This window comes from Streptomyces lienomycini (assembly GCF_027947595.1).
Taxonomy (GTDB): Bacteria; Actinomycetota; Actinomycetes; order Streptomycetales; family Streptomycetaceae; genus Streptomyces; species Streptomyces lienomycini.
On record NZ_CP116257.1, the window covers coordinates 368995 to 383830 of the forward strand.

Genomic DNA, 14836 nt, shown 5'->3' on the forward strand with positions numbered 1-14836 from the left:
GGCGGGTCTGACAACGCCCGCGCGGCGACGGCCGGCCTCAGCCCTCTTCGGGCGTGGGCCCCGCCGACCCGGTCTCCGTGGTCTTCTCCGCGGCCTTCTCCTCGGTCTTCTCCTCGGTGAGCTGGATGAACTCCGCCACCGCCTCGGCCACGTACCGCTCGGTCGCCTCCTTGGCGAGACCGAGCCCGCTCAGCACGCCCGCGCCGTCCTCGTGCTCCAGCAGGGCGAGCAGGACGTGCTCCGTGCCGATGTAGTTGTGACCGAGGCGCAGGGCCTCGCGGAAGGTGAGTTCGAGGACCTTCTTGGCCGCGGGGCCGTACGGCACCAGCTCGGGCACCTCCGCGGCGGCCGGTGGGAGCGCCGCGGTCGCCGCCTCGCGGATCGCGTCCAAGGTCACGCCCTGCGCGGCGACCGCCTTGGCGGAGAGGCTCTCGCGTTCGGTGACCAGGCCGAGGACGAGGTGCTCGGGCAGGCCCTCGGTGTTCCCCGCGGTCTTGGCCGCGTTGTGGGCGGCCATCACGACGTTGCGCGCGCGGGGCGTGTAGCGGTTGAAGCCCTGGTTCGCGTCCAGGTCCGCCGATTCCTTGGGCACGAAGCGCTTCTGCGCCGCCTGCCGGGTGACCCCCATGCTCTTGCCGATGTCCGTCCAGGAGGCGCCGGAACGCCGGGCCTGGTCCACGAAGTGGCCGATGAGGTGGTCGGCCACCTCGCCGAGGTGCTCGCCGGCGATGACGGCGTCCTGGAGCTGTTCCAGGGGCTCCGGATGCACCTTCTTGATCGCGGTGATGAGGTCGTCGAGGCGTACGGATGACGTGGATGACGTGGTGCTCGGGTTCGTCGTCATGTGTCAACCGTAGGTTGCGCTTGCGGGGGTGTCAACCGATGGTTGACAGTCTCTGCGGTCGTGGAAGTCGTGGCACCATCGGCCGGGTGAGTACGCCCCGGACCGTCGACCGCGCCTTCGAGACCGCCCTGTACGGCACCACCGACGACACCCTCGACACCGCCGCCTCGCTGCTCGCGGCCGACCCGACGGCCGACGCGGAACTGGCCCGGCGCGGCGGGGAGTTCGTGGACGCGGCGTGGCGGCGCGGGTGGCAGCCGGCCGACCTCGTGCGGATCGTCCGGCGCGAACTCGACGACCCGCACGTACGGCTGGTGGCCGCGCTGATCCGGACTCGGGCGCCGCACGACCGCGCACGCGGTCCCCGCTGGGCCGCGCAGCTCGACGACCTGCCGGACGCGGAGGCGACGCCGCCGCCCCGCACCGACCGCTTCTCGCACGCCACCGCCGTACTGGAGCTGTACCGCCTGCTGCTGCGGCTGCCCGGCCTGGAGCCCCTGGAGATGGGGGCGGCGGGGAAGGGCGCGCACCGGGCCAGCGGTGACCGGCCCGAGTCCCGTGCCCTCGCCCGGATCCGCGCGCTGCTCGCCAAGGCGGAGGCGACCGGGTATCCCGAGGAGGCGGAGGCGCTGAGCGCCAAGGCGCAGGAGCTGATGGCCCGGCACAGCGTCGACGAGGCGCTGCTGGCCGCGCGGGGGCAGGCGCACGCCGCCTCGCCAAACGCCCCGGGCGCCTGCCGGATCGGCGTGGAGCAACCCTACGAGCAGGCCAAGGCGCTGCTCCTGGACGCGGTGGCCGACGCCAACCACTGCCGGGCCGTGTGGAACGAGCCCTTCGGCTTCTCCACCGTCGTCGGCTTCGAGACCGACCTGGAGGCGGTCGAGCTCCTCTACACCTCACTGCTGGTGCAGGCCGAGGCGGCGATGACGAAGGCGGAGGCCGGTCAGCGGGCCGGCGGGCGCAAGCGCACCAAGACCTTCCGCCAGTCGTTCCTCGCCGCCTACGCCCACCGCGCGGGCTCCCGGCTGCGGGCCGCGGCCGAGGCGGCCACCGCCGGCAACGGCGCGGCGGTGGACGTGGACCTGCTGCCGGTCCTCGCCTCGCGGGAGGCGGCGGTCACCGACCGGACGGAGCGCATGTTTCCCGAGACGACCACGACCCGCCTGCGCGGCGTGAGCGACGAGGCCGGCTGGACGGAGGGCACCCGCGCGGCCGACCGCGCCCGCGTCGGCCGCCGCCGTCCGCTGCCGTAGGGCCCGTCCGGGCCGGGCGGGGGCGGACGGGCTCAGGAACCGAGGCCCGCCGTCGGCAGGCCGGGCGGCATCGACCCGCCCTCGGACCGGGTGTACGTCTCCTCGCCGAGACCGCCCTCCCAGGTCACCTCGAGCGTGGTGGCGCCGACCGACCGGACCTCGCCGTTCGCGCGGTCGTCGTTCCCGTCGTTGCAGGTGAGGCGGATCGTCCGGGTGCCGGACTGCTCGCTCGCGGTACCGCTGCACACGGTCCCGCCGGTGGCGAAGAGGCCCGCCTTGTCGCCGGTGACCACCAGCGCGACGGCCTGGCCGCCGGTGGTCGCCAGCCAGCTGCCCTCCAGCCCGCCCGCGGCGGACGGCGAGCCGCCGGTGCCTCCGGTGCCTTCGCCCGGGTCCGTGCTCGCGGACGCGCCGGAGGTCGCCGAAGGCTTGGCGTCGCCGCCCGAGCCGCCGTCGTCGGAGCCCCCGCCGTCGGTGCACGCCGTCAGGGCCAGCGCGCCCACCAGCCCGAGCGCCGGCACCGCGGCCCGCACCGACCGCCGTCCCCGGCGGCGCGGGACCCCGCCGGACGGGAGGCCCGGGCCGACGACGCTCGCCGCGCTCGCCGTACTGGGCGCGCTCGCCGTACTCCCCGTACTCGCCGTGCTTGCCGTGCTCTTCGCAGTCGCCCACGTCACCGGAAGCTCCAAGCTGTAGCCGGACGGCCGGTTCGGCCCCGAACAGCCGCAAGCTACCAGGACGACTTGCGCACCCCGGGCAGATGTCCGGCGTGCGCCTGCTCGCGCAGATTCACTCGCGACAGCCCGAAGGTCCGGAAGTAGCCGCGCGGGCGCCCGTCCACCTGGTCGCGGTTGCGCACCCGCGTGGGGCTGGCGTCGCGGGGCTGCCTGCGCAGTTCCCGCTGGGCGGCGAGCCGTTCGGCCTCCGTGGAGGAGGGGCGGCGGACGGTCTCCTTCAACTCGGCCCGCCGTGCCGCGTACCGCGCGACGATCTCCCGCCGCTGCTCGTTCTTCGCGATCTTGCTCTTCTTCGCCATCAGATCCTCACTCCACGGGCACGGATGCGCGCCACCGCCGCCTCGACGCCGATCGAGTCGACCGTCCTGATCCCCTTCGTGCTCAGCCGCAGCCGCACGTGCCGGCTCTCGCTCGGCAGCCAGTAGCGCTTCGTCTGGACGTTGGGGTCGAAGCGGCGCGAGGTGCGCCGGTGGGAGTGGGAGATGCGGTTGCCGAAACCGGGCCGGGCCCCGGTCAGCATGCAGTGGGCGGACACGGTGACGTACCTCTCCTTCGGGCTTGAGAGCCCCTAGCTGTTAATGGAATTCATTTTCAGTAAGATACCAGCATGGCACGCAACGAACTCCGTCCGGTCATCAAGCTCCGGTCCACCGCCGGGACCGGCTACACCTACGTCACCCGCAAGAACCGCCGCAACGACCCGGACCGGCTGGTCCTGCGCAAGTACGACCCCACGGCCGGCCGGCACGTCGACTTCCGAGAGGAGCGCTGAGAAGTCATGCGCGAGGGCATCCACCCCGAGTACCGCCCGGTCGTCTTCCGCGACCGCGCCGCCGACTACGCCTTCCTCACCCGCTCGACCATGACCAGTGAGCGCACGGTCGAGTGGGAGGACGGCCACACCTACCCGGTCGTCGACGTCGAGATCTCCCACGTCAGCCACCCCTTCTACACCGGCACCGCCCGCGTCCTGGACACCGCCGGACGCGTGGAGCGCTTCGAGCGCCGGTACGGGAAGGAGGGCGGGGCGTGAGCGGGCGAGGCCGCCCGCACGGGCTGCCGGTGGTGATCGTCGGCGGGCTGCACGCCGACGCGCGCGGGGCGGCCGTGGCGCGGCTGCTGGCCGACGTGCCCGGCAGTGTCGTCCTCCACCACGACCTGGCGACGGCCACCGCGGGCACGGTCGTCCGCACCGTGCGGGACGCCACCGGCATTCTCTCCGCGGGCGAGGCGCCCCTGGTCAACGACTGCGCGTGCTGCGCCCTGCGCGAGGACCTCGTCCCCGAGCTGGTCCGGCTCGCGGAGAGCGGGGGCACCCCGCTGGCGGTCGTCGAGCTGTGGGACTCCGTCGAGCCCAAGGCGATGGCGGAGGTGGTGGCGTCCGGCGGGTTCACCGTCACCGGCGTGATCACCGCCGTCGACCCGGCCCTCGTCCTGCCGTACCTCGGCAACGGCGACGACCTCGCCGAGGGCGGTCTCGCCGCCGCGGCCACCGATCAACGCACCGTCGCCGACACCTTCGCGCGGCAGCTGGAGTACGCCTCCGTCCTCGCGCTCGCCGAGTCCCTCCCCGGCTCCCCGGAGGCCGACGACGAGGACCGCGAGCTGCTGGCCCAGCTGCATCCGACGGCCCGCCGGGTCCCGATCGGCCACGGGAACCCGGCGGGCGCACCCCACGCGAGCCCGGAGCTGGCGCGGGCCGCCCTCGCCGGGTTCGACGTGGAGGCCGCGGCCGCCGCCCAGCACCCGGCCTGCGCCCTGCTGCCCGCCGAGGCCGACGCGCACGGCGTGGCCACCCTGGTCTGGCACCGCCGCCGCCCCTTCCACCTGGAGCGGCTGTACGCGGCGCTGGAGGACCTGACGTGCGCCGCGGCCCGCAGCCGGGGCCGGTTCTGGCTCGCCGGCAAGGGGGACACGCTGCTGCACTGGGACGCGGCCGGCGGCGCCCTGTGCGTGGAGAGCGCGGGGCCGTGGCTCGCCTCGCTGCCCGACGCCGCCTGGGAGCTGGTACCGCCCGTGCGCCGTGCCGCCGCCGCGCTGGACTGGGACCCCGAGCACGGCGACCGCTGCCAGCACCTCGTCTTCACGTCGCCCGGGCTCGACCGCGACGGCCTGGCACGGCTCCTGGAGTCCTGTCTGCTGACCGACGCCGAGTACGCGGCCGGGCAGGCCGCCTGGGAACGGCTGCCGCCCGCCTTCGACACCCTCCTGGAGGTCTGACCCGTGCCCACACCCCGCAAGAGCGACCGCAGGCCCGCCCGGCAGCGCGCCAATCCGCTGGACCGGGCGGGAGTGACGTACGTCGACTACAAGGACACCGACCTGCTGCGGAAGTTCGTCTCCGACCGCGGCAAGATCCGCAGCCGCCGCGTCACGCGCGTGACGTCCCAGCAGCAGCGGCAGCTGGCCGCCGCGATCAAGAACGCGCGCGAGATGGCGCTGCTGCCCTACCGGGTGCGCTGACCCGGGGCGCCGCACCTCCCGCACCGGTGACGACACCGGGTCACGCTCGTACGGGCGTGACCCGGTGTTGTCGCATGTTGTTGCATATTCTTCGAATTCGGGGGCACATGCGGGAACGACTCCCTGGGACCCGGCGTCCAAGAGAGCAGGACTCGGTAAAGCGGTCGTCAAAGCTGTAACCGCGGGAACACCGCGCGTGCACGTGCATTTGCTCATGCATCCGCACGTGAACAGGGTTATGATCCGGATCAGTTGACCACTGCATCAATGGCCACATCAGCCAGTGCACCACCGGGGAGCGACCTGTGGACCACGACGTGTACGACGTGTACAACGGCATGGCCGCCACGCAGTTGCACGACGCTGCCTGGCAGAAGAGCCGGCGCAGCAACTCGCAGGGCTCGTGCGTGGAGTTCGCGCGGTTGCCCGACGGCGCGGTCGCGGTGCGCAACTCGCGCTTCCCCGACGGCCCCGCGCTCGTCTACACGCGCGCCGAGATCGAGGCCATGCTGCTGGGTATCAAGGACGGCGAGTTCGACCACCTGATCGCGAGCTGATCGTGAGTCGGCCACGAGCCGGCCGCGCACCCGCCGCGAGCGGATCGCGGCGGGTCCTCAGAGGCGGAACAGCGCCCAGACGACCTTGCCGTCGAGCGTCCCGGCGAGCGGGTGCCAGCCCCAGCTGTCGCTGAAGGAGTCGACGAGGAACAGGCCCCGGCCCGACTCCGCCGAGAAGTCGTCCGCCTCGCGGGCCACCGGGCTGTTGTGACTGGGGTCGCGCACCGCGCACACCAGCCGCTCCGTCCAGCGCATCAGGTGCAGGCGGACGGGGCCGTTGTGCTCCCCGTGCCGCGGGGTGTCCGCTGGCAGCGCGTGGCGCAGGGCGTTGGTGACGAGTTCGGAGACCACCAGGCAGGCGTCGTCGAAGCGGTCGTCGACGCCCCAGCCGTCGAGGGTCCTGCGGGTGAACCCGCGGGCCTCGCGCACCGCTTCGTAACGCGGCGGCAGGGCGCAGGAGGCGGCGTTGGAGACGGCCGCGGGGTCGAGTGGCGGAAGGCCCTGCCGTAACGGCTCGAGCATGGTCGATCCATTCGTCCCCATGCGAGGCACTCCCGGGAATTCGCGGTCGTAGCGATGCGGCGCGGTGGTGCGGGGCCCATGGTTTCGGATGCGTACCGCAGATGCAAGGGCAGATGCACGTGCAGGTGACCGAAATGGACCTGCCCGTACCGCTTGTTGGCCAATTTTTCCGTCATCTTCGCCCCCTTCCCACCTCCTGTCGCGGCCGGTTCCGGGCCGCTTCCCGCACGGTCCTGCCCGTTTCCTTTGGCTCGATTCCGTTTCCGTAACCGGACGAGTACTGCTCGGAGTGTTTTAGTGGCAGACTTCGGCCCCTGAAGACGGTTGGGGAGGCTGGCGAACGTGAGCGCGGGAGAGCCCGGATCGGTGGTGCGGCGCATGCTGCTCGGATCACAACTCAGGCGACTGCGTGAGACGCGGGGGATCACGCGCGAGGCGGCGGGCTACTCGATCCGCGCCTCCGAATCGAAGATCAGCCGGATGGAGCTGGGCCGGGTGAGCTTCAAGACGAGGGACGTCGAGGACCTGCTGACGCTGTACGGCATCACGGACGAGCAGGAGCGCAACTCCCTGCTGTCCCTGGCCAAGGAGGCCAACGTCGCGGGGTGGTGGCACAGTTACTCCGACGTGCTGCCCAGCTGGTTCCCCACCTACGTCGGCCTGGAGGGCGCCGCCTCGCTGATCCGGGTCTACGAGGTGCAGTTCGTGCACGGCCTGCTGCAGACCGAGGAGTACGCCCGCGCGGTCGTCCGGCGCGGCATGAAGGGCGCCGGCGAGGCGGACGTCGAACGCCGGGTGGCACTGCGCCTGGAGCGGCAGAAGCACCTCGTCGCGGAGAACGCCCCCGAGTTCCACATCGTGCTCGACGAGGCCGCCCTGCGCCGCCCCTACGGCGACCGCGCGGTGATGCGCGGCCAGCTCCAGCACCTGATCGAGATGTCCGAACACCCCCATGTCCGCCTTCAGATCATGCCGTTCGGCTTCGGCGGGCACTCCGGCGAGAGTGGCGCGTTCACGATCCTCAGCTTCCCCGAGTCCGACCTCTCCGACGTCGTCTACCTGGAGCAGCTCACCAGCGCGCTGTACCTGGACAAGCACGAGGACGTCACCCAGTACGAGACGGCGCTCAAGGAACTCCAGCAGGACAGTCCGGGGCCGGACGAGAGCCGGGACCTTCTGCGGGGACTCCTTCAACTCTCCTGAAACATAAGTACGATGACGCGCAATCAGGCGGCTCGCTCGGTTCGCTCGCGGCGGCTGCGGCAGCTCAGGGGATTGAGGGATTCCATGTCGTCGTACTTCACCGACCTCGCCCAGCAGTACATCGACGGCGAGTGGCGCCCGGGCACCGGCTCCTGGGACATCATCGACTTCAACCCGTACGACAACGAGAAGCTGGCCTCGATCACCATAGCCACGACCGACGAGGTCGACGCCGCCTACCGGGCCGCCGAGCGCGCGCAGAAGCAGTGGGCCGCGACGAACCCGTACGCGCGCCGCGCGGTGTTCGAGAAGGCGCTGCGCCTGGTGGAGGAGCGCGAGGAGGAGATCAGCGAGGCGATCGTCGCCGAGCTGGGCGGCACCCGGCTGAAGGCTGCCTTCGAACTGCACCTCGCCAAGGAGTTCCTGCGCGAGGCGGTCCACCTGGCGCTGCGCCCCGAGGGCCGGATCATCCCCTCGCCCGTCGACGGCAAGGAGAACCGCGTCTACCGGGTTCCGGTCGGCGTCGTGGGCGTCATCAGCCCCTTCAACTTCCCCTTCCTCCTCTCCCTGAAGTCGGTCGCCCCCGCCCTCGCCCTGGGCAACGGCGTCGTCCTCAAGCCGCACCAGAACACGCCGATCGTCGGCGGCACCCTGGTCGCGAAGATCCTCGAGGACGCCGGGCTGCCGGGCGGCCTGCTCAACGTCGTGGTCACCGACATCGCGGAGATCGGCGACGCCTTCATCGAGCACCCGGTGCCCAAGGTGATCTCCTTCACCGGCTCCGACAAGGTCGGACGGCACGTGGCCACGGTCTGCGCCGCGAACTTCAAGCGTTCCGTCCTCGAGCTGGGCGGCAACAGCGCACTGGTCGTCCTGGACGACGCCGACGTCGACTACGCGGTCGACGCCGCGGTCTTCAGCCGGTACGTCCACCAGGGCCAGGTCTGCATGGCCGCCAACCGCGTGCTGGTCGACCGGGCGGTCGCCGACGAGTTCACCGAGAAGTTCGTCGCCAAGGTGAGGACCCTCAAGGCCGGCGACCCGCGCGACCCGTCGACCGTCATCGGCCCGGTGATCAACTCCTCGCAGGCGGACGCGCTCTCCGGCGTCGTCGAGCAGGCCCTCGCCGAGGGCGCCACCGCCCTGGTGCGCGGCACGACCACGGACAACCTCGTCGAGCCCTCGGTCCTCACCGGCCTGCCCGCCGACTCCCCGCTGCTCCGGCAGGAGGTCTTCGGCCCCATCGCCTTCCTCGTCCCCTTCGACGGCGAGGAGGAGGCCGTACGCCTCGTCAACGACACCCCGTACGGGCTGAGCGGCGCCGTGCACACGGGGGACGTCGAGCGCGGCGTCAACTTCGCCAGGCGGATCGACGCCGGCATGTTCCACGTGAACGACGGCACCGTGCACGACGAGCCGATCGTCCCCTTCGGCGGCGAGAAGCACTCCGGGATCGGCCGCCTCAACGGGGACACGATGCTGGACGCCTTCACCACCCAGAAGTGGATCTCGGTGCAGCACGGGCGCAGCGGCTTCCCGTTCTGAGGCCGCGGGAGTCGTGAGGGTCCCGGCGGGCGGACCGCGGCACCGGATCTAGGCTGGACCCCATGTCAGCGATCCGCCTCCTCGTGCTCGGTGCCGTCCGCCAGCACGGGCGGGCCCACGGCTACCAGGTGCGCAACGACCTGGAGTACTGGGGCGCGCACGAGTGGTCCAACGCCAAGCCCGGTTCGATCTACCACGCGCTGAAGCAGATGGCGAAGCAGGGGCTGCTCCTCGCGCACGAGATCGCGCCGTCCACGGCGGGCGGGCCGCCGCGCGTGGAGTACGAGATCACCGGGCAGGGCACCGAGGAGTACCTCACGCTGCTCCGCGACTACCTCACCGCCTACGACCAGCGGCCGGACGTGCTCACCGCGGCGCTCGGCTTCATGGTCGACCTCCCGCGCGAGGAGGCCCTCGCGCTCCTCGAGGAACGGGTGCGGAAGATCGAGGAGTGGCGTGCCTCCGTCACCGAGTACTACCTGCCCGCGGAGGGGCCGGGCCAGTACGGGCACATCGGCGAGATCATGAACTACTGGGTCCACTCGGCCGACTCCGGCGCCGAGTGGACCCGCGGCCTCATCCAGCGCGTCCGGGGCGGCGCGTACACCTTCGCGGGGGAGGGCGAGCCGTTCGTCGGCGTGCTGGCCGAGGGGGAGGAGAACCCCTTCGCGGCGGGGCGGCCACCCTCCGGGGACGCCCGCTAATCAAGTTTGACCAGCCGAGGGCGGGGCAGTACCTTCTGGGCAGGTAGTCAAATTTGGCTAGCCTGGGTCTCGAAGGGGAGCGGGGAGTGGCAGTGGCCGATGCGGCGATCACCGTCGAAGGTGCACGCAAGAGGTACGGCGGCAAGAACGCGTTGGACGGACTCGATCTCACGGTCGCGCGCGGCACGGTCCACGGCGTGCTGGGCCCGAACGGAGCGGGCAAGACGACCCTGGTCCGGATTGTCTCGACCCTGCTGCGGCCCGACGCCGGCCGCGTCGAGGTGGCAGGCCACGACGTCGTCGCCGAGGCGTACGCGGTGCGGCTGCGCATCGGCCTGCTCGGCCAGCACGCGGCACTCGACGAGGAACTGGGCGGCCGGCAGAACCTGGAGATGTTCGGCCGCCTCCACCACCTGGGCGGCCGGCGGGCACGCGCGCGTGCCGACGAACTGCTCGCCCGCTTCGACCTCACCGACACCGGTCGCAAACCGGTCGGTGCCTACAGCGGCGGCATGCGGCGCCGCCTGGACCTCGCCGCGTCCCTCCTCACCGAACCGGAGGTCCTCTTCCTGGACGAACCCACCACCGGCCTCGACCCGCGCGGCCGCGCCGAGGTGTGGGACTCGGTCCGCTCCCTGGTCGGCGCCGGTACGACGGTCCTGCTCACCACCCAGTACCTGGAGGAGGCCGACCAGCTCGCCGACCGCATCTCGGTCGTCGACGCCGGCCGGGTCGTCGCCGACGGCACCGCCGACGAACTCAAGGCCGCCACCGGCGGCGACCGCGTCGACGTCGTCCTGCGCGACGCCGGCCAACTGGGTGCCGCCGTCGCCCTGCTGCCGCTCACCGGCGTCCGCGTCGACGCCGACCGCCGGCTGCTCAGCGCCCCGGTCACCGACCGGATGGCGGCGCTCTCCGGCGTCGTACGGGCGCTGGAGGAGGCCGGTATCGAGGCCGAGGACGTCGCGCTGCGCCGCCCGACCCTGGACGAGGTGTTCCTGCACCTCACCGACCGCACGAAGGAGGCCGCGTGAGCACGAGCGTCCCGAACGCCACCTTGTACGCCCTGTCCGACTCCTGGACCATGACCCGCCGCGAGCTGGCCCGCTGGGGACGGCAGCCGGTGACGGTCGTCGTCAACCTGGTCTTCCCCGTCATGCTGCTGCTGATGTTCGGCTACCTGGTCGGCGGCGGCCGGGGCGTGAGCGGCAGTTACGTCGACTACCTGGTCCCCGGCATGCTGGCCCTCACCATGGCCTTCGGCCTGGAGGGCACCATGATCGCCGTCACCCGGGACCTGGACAAGGGCGTCGTCGACCGCTTCCGTTCGCTGCCGATGGCCAACGGCGCGGTCCTGGTGGGCCGTTCCGCCGCCGACATGCTCCAGTCGACGCTCGGCCTCACGGCGCTGACCGGGGTCGGGTACGCGCTCGGCTGGCGGGCCCACGGCGGTCCGGGCGCCTTCCTGGGCGCGGTCGGCCTGCTCCTGCTCTTCCGTTTCGCCATGCTGTGGATCGGCATCTTCCTGGCCATGGTGGCCGGGAAACCCGAGCTGGTGCAGGCGGTGCAGATCCTGGTCTGGCCGGTCGGCTTCCTCTCCAACGCCTTCGCCACGCCCGGCTCCATGCCCGGCTGGCTGGGCACGGTCGTCGAGTGGAACCCGATGTCCCATACCGCCACGGCCGTCCGCGACCTCTTCGGCGGCCCCGGCGGCGAGTCCGGCCACGTGTGGGCGGCGGTCCTGTGGCCCCTGGCCCTGCTCGCGGTGTTCTTCCCCCTCGCGGTGGCCCGCTTCGCACGGCTCAGCCGGTGAGCGCGCGGACGCCGACGGCCCCGCCCCGCGCCGGGCCCGACGCGCCGGGGTGAGGAGGCGGCCGGCGGAGCCGTCAGTGGTGGAACCCGGTCGCCGCCCGCTTGTCCCGGGTCAGCGGACGCGGCTGCCGCCGCAGCTCCGGCAGCAGCCGCTCCAGGTCCGCCAGCAGCAGGTCGGCCATGTCGGCGGAGAAGCCGTTGCGGCACACCACCCGCAGTACCGACAGGTCCTCGCGGTGCGGCGGGAAGGTGTAGGCCGGCACCAGCCAGCCGCCCTCCCGCAGCCGCCGGGACACGTCGAAGACGTCGTACGCCGTCACGTCGTCGGCCGTCGTGAACGCGAACACGGGCAGCTGGTCGCCGCGCGTCAGCAGCCGGAAGTCGCCCAGCGCGGCCACCCGCTCCGCGATCGACCCGGCGATCTCCCGTGAGGCCTGCTGCACGGCCCGGTAGCCCTCGCGCCCCAGCCGCAGGAACGTGTAGTACTGCGCCACCACCTGCGCGCCCGGCCGGGAGAAGTTCAGCGCGAAGGTCGGCATGTCGCCGCCCAGGTAGTTGACGCGGAAGACCAGTTCCTCCGGCAGCGCCGCCGAGTCGCGCCACAGCGCCCAGCCGACCCCGGGGTAGACCAGCCCGTACTTGTGCCCCGAGGTGTTGATCGAGGCGACGCGGGGCAGCCGGAAGTCCCACACCAGGTCCTCGTCCAGGAACGGCGCGACCATGCCGCCCGAGGCCGCGTCGACGTGCACCGGAACGTCGAGCCCGGTCCGCTCCCGCAGGGCGTCCAGGGCCGCGCACAGGTCGGCGATCGGCTCGTAGGACCCGTCGAAGGTGGAGCCCAGGATGCCGACGACGCCGATGGTGTTCTCGTCGCACAGCTCGGCGGCGGCCTGTGGATCCAGGTGGAAGCGGTCGCCCTCCATCGGCACCTGCCGGGCCTCCACCTCCCAGAAGTTGCAGAACTTCTCCCAGCAGACCTGGACGTTCACGCCCATCACCAGATTGGGCCGCACGTCCTTCGCCGGGTACCGGTCGGCGTTGCGCAGCGCCCAGCGCCGCTTCAGCGCCATGCCCGCCAGCATGCACGCCTCGCTCGACCCGGTCGTCGAACAGCCCACGGCCGCCGACGGGTCGGGTGCGTGCCACAGGTCGGCGAGCATCGCCACGCAGCGCCGCTCCAGCTCGGCGGTGCGCGGGTACTCGTCCTTGTCGATCATGTTCTTGTCCCGGCACTCGCTCATCAGCACCCCGGCCTGCGGCTCCATCCAGGTGGTGACGAAGGTGGCCAGGTTCAGCCGGGCGTTGCCGTCGAGCATCAGCTCGTCGTGGACCAGCCGGTACGCGCTCTCCGGGGGCAGCGGGGAGTCCGGCAGCCGGTGGGCGGGCGGGGCCTCGGTCATGCCGCCGAGCGGGTTCGCCGCCGCGTGGAAGGGGTTCACGGCGAGCCGGCGCCGGTCACGATCGTTGCCGTGGGGCGGGCGGGGGCCGTGGTGCAGTGACATGCAACCGACGGTAGGCCGGGGCCCGGGGGGCCGCACCCGGGACGGGGCCGCACCGGGCCTGCGGCCCCCGCCACGTGGTGCGGCGGCTTCCCGCGCGGGTCCTCCCGCCCGGGACTCCCTGCCCGGGGCCGCCCGGCCGTCGTCAGCGGACCGGTGCGAGCCGGTCGGTGCCGGGGGACCCGGCGCCGACGTGGGCGGTGAGGAAGCGGGCGGCGCGGTCGAGTGCGGCGTCGGCCTCGTCGAGACGGCCGTAGTGGAGCTGGTAGACGTGGGGGAGACCGGGCCCGACCTCGAGCGTGACCTCGACGCCGTCGGCGCCCGCGCGTCCGGCCAGCCGGATCGCGTCGTCGAGCAGCACCTCGTTCGCACCGGCCTGCACCAGGAGCGGGGGCAGCCCGGCGAGGTCGGCGAAGACCGGGCTGGCCAGGGGGTGCGCCCGGTCGCCCGCACCGACGTAGAGATCCGCGTACGCGCGCACGTCGGCCGCGGTGAACACGGGGTCGGCGCCCTCCTTGGAACGTATGCTCCCGCCGGCGAGGGTGAGGTCGGCCCAGGGGGAGAAGAGGACCACGGCGGCCGGCTGCGGCAGCCCGGCGTTCCTGGCCGCGAGCAGGGTGGCGACGCTCAGTCCGCCGCCGGCGGAGTCACCGGCCAGGACGAGGTCCCGCGGGTCGGAGACCGTTGCCAGCAGCTCGCGATAGGCGGCGAGCCCGTCGTCGACGGCCGCGGGGAAGGGGTGCTCGGGCGCCAGCCGGTAGTCCACCGACACCGCGCGCAGCCCGGCGCGGCGGGCCAGCTCGCCGACCAGCCCCGCGTGGGTGTCCGGCGACCCGACGACATAGCCGCCGCCGTGCAGGTAGAGCAGCCGGCCGCGTCCGGAGGCCGTGTCCGGCTCCAGCTCCAGGGCCGGCCGCCCGCCCAGGACGGTCCCGCGGGTGACCACGTCCTCCGGCGCGGGGCGGGTGAGGGCCGCGGCGAACCCCGCGCGCTGCTCGTCGGGAGTGGGCGGCGTCTCGGTGCGCGGGGCGGAACGGAGCAAGGCGTCCAGGGCGTCGCGCTGCTGTCGGGACATGCGGTGCCTCCACGGGTCGGCGTGCGAGAATTGATTCCTGGGAATCCATCTGTCATGAGCCAACCGCATTCCAGGGAAGATGATTCCTGGGAATCTACTGGAGTTGTTGTGAGCCACGTCACTCAGAGCTTCATCGACCTGGTCCGCGTCGAGACCCGGCTCTACAACGCGGTGAGCGCCCGGCTGCGCGCCGAACAAGGACTGGGCCTGGGACAGTTCGAGTTCCTGGAGGTCATCGACCGGGTGCCGGGGTGCCGCGTGCTCGACCTCGTCGGCGAACTCGCGATCACCGTCGGGGCCGTCAGCAAGGCGGTGGACCGGCTGGTGGCCGCGGGCTGGTGCGTGCGGGCCGCGCACCCCCAGGACCGCCGCTCCTCCGTGCTCCGCCTGACCCCCGAGGGCGATCGGCGACTGGCCGCTTCCCGCCCGGTCGTCGAGAGCACCCTCGCCTCGCTGACCGCGGCGGTTGCGTCCGAGGACCTGAGCCGCATCGCCTCGACGCTGGCCGTCCTTCGCGCGCATCTCGAGGCGGGTCCCCACGGGCGCCCGGGCTGAGGGAACGCGACGGCACACGGCCGATGCCGCTCCCACGGCGAACGGGAGCGGCATCCGGCGCGGCCGG

At 72.6% G+C, this 14836-nt stretch carries 19 protein-coding genes; 12 read left to right on the forward strand and 7 right to left on the reverse strand.

Features of this window, described 5'->3' with window-relative positions:
• Nucleotides 1–37: 37 nt before the first annotated feature.
• Nucleotides 38–844: a Clp protease N-terminal domain-containing protein gene (locus BJ961_RS01775; protein WP_271319555.1), complete on the reverse strand. Its 807-nt coding sequence runs from the start codon at nt 842–844 to the stop codon at nt 38–40.
• Between the two features lie 86 nt (nt 845–930).
• On the opposite strand from BJ961_RS01775, the gene BJ961_RS01780 reads away from it, so the two are divergent.
• Entirely contained in the window at nt 931–2097 is a 1167-nt protein-coding gene (locus BJ961_RS01780) for a DUF2786 domain-containing protein (RefSeq protein WP_271319556.1), read from the forward strand.
• A gap of 32 nt (nt 2098–2129) precedes the next feature.
• Here the strand turns inward: BJ961_RS01780 and BJ961_RS01785 are convergent, their stop codons facing one another.
• From BJ961_RS01785 to rpmB, 3 genes are read right to left on the reverse strand one after another with little or no spacing between them, the layout of a single operon-like run.
• On the reverse strand, nt 2130–2774 hold the full coding sequence (locus tag BJ961_RS01785; RefSeq protein WP_333782072.1) for a hypothetical protein: 645 nt from the start codon (nt 2772–2774) through the stop codon (nt 2130–2132).
• Between the two features lie 53 nt (nt 2775–2827).
• Nucleotides 2828–3133 (reverse strand): 30S ribosomal protein S14, encoded by a 306-nt coding sequence (gene rpsN, locus BJ961_RS01790; protein WP_271319557.1) that lies wholly within the window; start codon nt 3131–3133, stop codon nt 2828–2830.
• Nucleotides 3133–3369, reverse strand: a complete 237-nt coding sequence (gene rpmB, locus BJ961_RS01795) for a 50S ribosomal protein L28 (RefSeq protein ID WP_271319558.1) — start codon at nt 3367–3369, stop codon at nt 3133–3135. The genes rpsN and rpmB overlap by 1 nt, the downstream gene beginning before the upstream one ends.
• Before the next feature lie 72 nt (nt 3370–3441).
• Between rpmB and rpmG the strand changes: the two genes are divergently transcribed.
• From rpmG to BJ961_RS01820, 5 genes are all read left to right on the forward strand, one after another.
• Nucleotides 3442–3606 (forward strand): 50S ribosomal protein L33, encoded by a 165-nt coding sequence (gene rpmG / locus BJ961_RS01800; RefSeq protein WP_059301677.1) that lies wholly within the window; start codon nt 3442–3444, stop codon nt 3604–3606.
• Nucleotides 3607–3612: 6 nt separating this feature from the next.
• Entirely contained in the window at nt 3613–3867 is a 255-nt protein-coding gene (locus BJ961_RS01805; RefSeq protein WP_271319559.1) for a type B 50S ribosomal protein L31, read from the forward strand.
• Nucleotides 3864–5054 (forward strand): CobW family GTP-binding protein, encoded by a 1191-nt coding sequence (locus BJ961_RS01810; protein WP_271319560.1) that lies wholly within the window; start codon nt 3864–3866, stop codon nt 5052–5054. The genes BJ961_RS01805 and BJ961_RS01810 overlap by 4 nt, the downstream gene beginning before the upstream one ends.
• Nucleotides 5055–5057: 3 nt before the next feature.
• Nucleotides 5058–5297 carry a 30S ribosomal protein S18 gene (gene rpsR / locus BJ961_RS01815; protein ID WP_271319561.1) on the forward strand — a complete coding sequence of 80 codons (240 nt, stop codon included), beginning with the start codon at nt 5058–5060 and terminating at the stop codon, nt 5295–5297.
• Between the two features lie 305 nt (nt 5298–5602).
• The gene (locus BJ961_RS01820; RefSeq protein ID WP_059301673.1) at nt 5603–5854 is read left to right on the forward strand and encodes a DUF397 domain-containing protein; all 252 of its coding nucleotides are present in this window, start codon (nt 5603–5605) and stop codon (nt 5852–5854) included.
• Between the two features lie 57 nt (nt 5855–5911).
• Here BJ961_RS01820 and BJ961_RS01825 read toward each other — a convergent pair whose 3' ends face one another.
• A complete protein-coding gene (locus BJ961_RS01825; RefSeq protein WP_381158240.1) occupies nt 5912–6397 on the reverse strand; it encodes an ATP-binding protein in 486 nt (161 codons plus the stop codon).
• Nucleotides 6398–6754: 357 nt separating this feature from the next.
• Here BJ961_RS01825 and BJ961_RS01830 point away from each other — a divergent pair, with 357 nt between their 5' ends.
• From BJ961_RS01830 to BJ961_RS01850, 5 genes are all read left to right on the forward strand, one after another.
• A complete protein-coding gene (locus BJ961_RS01830) occupies nt 6755–7579 on the forward strand; it encodes a helix-turn-helix domain-containing protein (protein WP_271416938.1) in 825 nt (274 codons plus the stop codon).
• 84 nt (nt 7580–7663) lie between these two features.
• Complete coding sequence (locus BJ961_RS01835) at nt 7664–9124, forward strand: aldehyde dehydrogenase family protein (protein ID WP_271319563.1); 1461 nt, start codon at nt 7664–7666, stop codon at nt 9122–9124.
• 62 nt (nt 9125–9186) lie between these two features.
• Entirely contained in the window at nt 9187–9828 is a 642-nt protein-coding gene (locus tag BJ961_RS01840; RefSeq protein WP_271319564.1) for a PadR family transcriptional regulator, read from the forward strand.
• A 92-nt stretch (nt 9829–9920) separates the two neighbouring features.
• Nucleotides 9921–10862, forward strand: coding sequence for an ATP-binding cassette domain-containing protein (locus BJ961_RS01845; protein WP_271416939.1), 942 nt, complete (start codon nt 9921–9923; stop codon nt 10860–10862).
• Nucleotides 10863–10912: 50 nt separating this feature from the next.
• On the forward strand, nt 10913–11641 hold the full coding sequence (locus BJ961_RS01850; RefSeq protein WP_271416940.1) for an ABC transporter permease: 729 nt from the start codon (nt 10913–10915) through the stop codon (nt 11639–11641).
• Between the two features lie 73 nt (nt 11642–11714).
• On the opposite strand, the gene BJ961_RS01855 is transcribed toward BJ961_RS01850, so the two are convergent.
• Nucleotides 11715–13142, reverse strand: a complete 1428-nt coding sequence (locus BJ961_RS01855; RefSeq protein ID WP_271319565.1) for a glutamate decarboxylase — start codon at nt 13140–13142, stop codon at nt 11715–11717.
• 142 nt (nt 13143–13284) lie between these two features.
• On the reverse strand, nt 13285–14214 hold the full coding sequence (locus BJ961_RS01860; protein ID WP_271319566.1) for an alpha/beta hydrolase: 930 nt from the start codon (nt 14212–14214) through the stop codon (nt 13285–13287).
• A 108-nt stretch (nt 14215–14322) separates the two neighbouring features.
• Between BJ961_RS01860 and BJ961_RS01865 the strand changes: the two genes are divergently transcribed.
• Complete coding sequence (locus tag BJ961_RS01865) at nt 14323–14769, forward strand: MarR family winged helix-turn-helix transcriptional regulator (protein WP_271319567.1); 447 nt, start codon at nt 14323–14325, stop codon at nt 14767–14769.
• Nucleotides 14770–14836 lie beyond the last annotated feature (67 nt).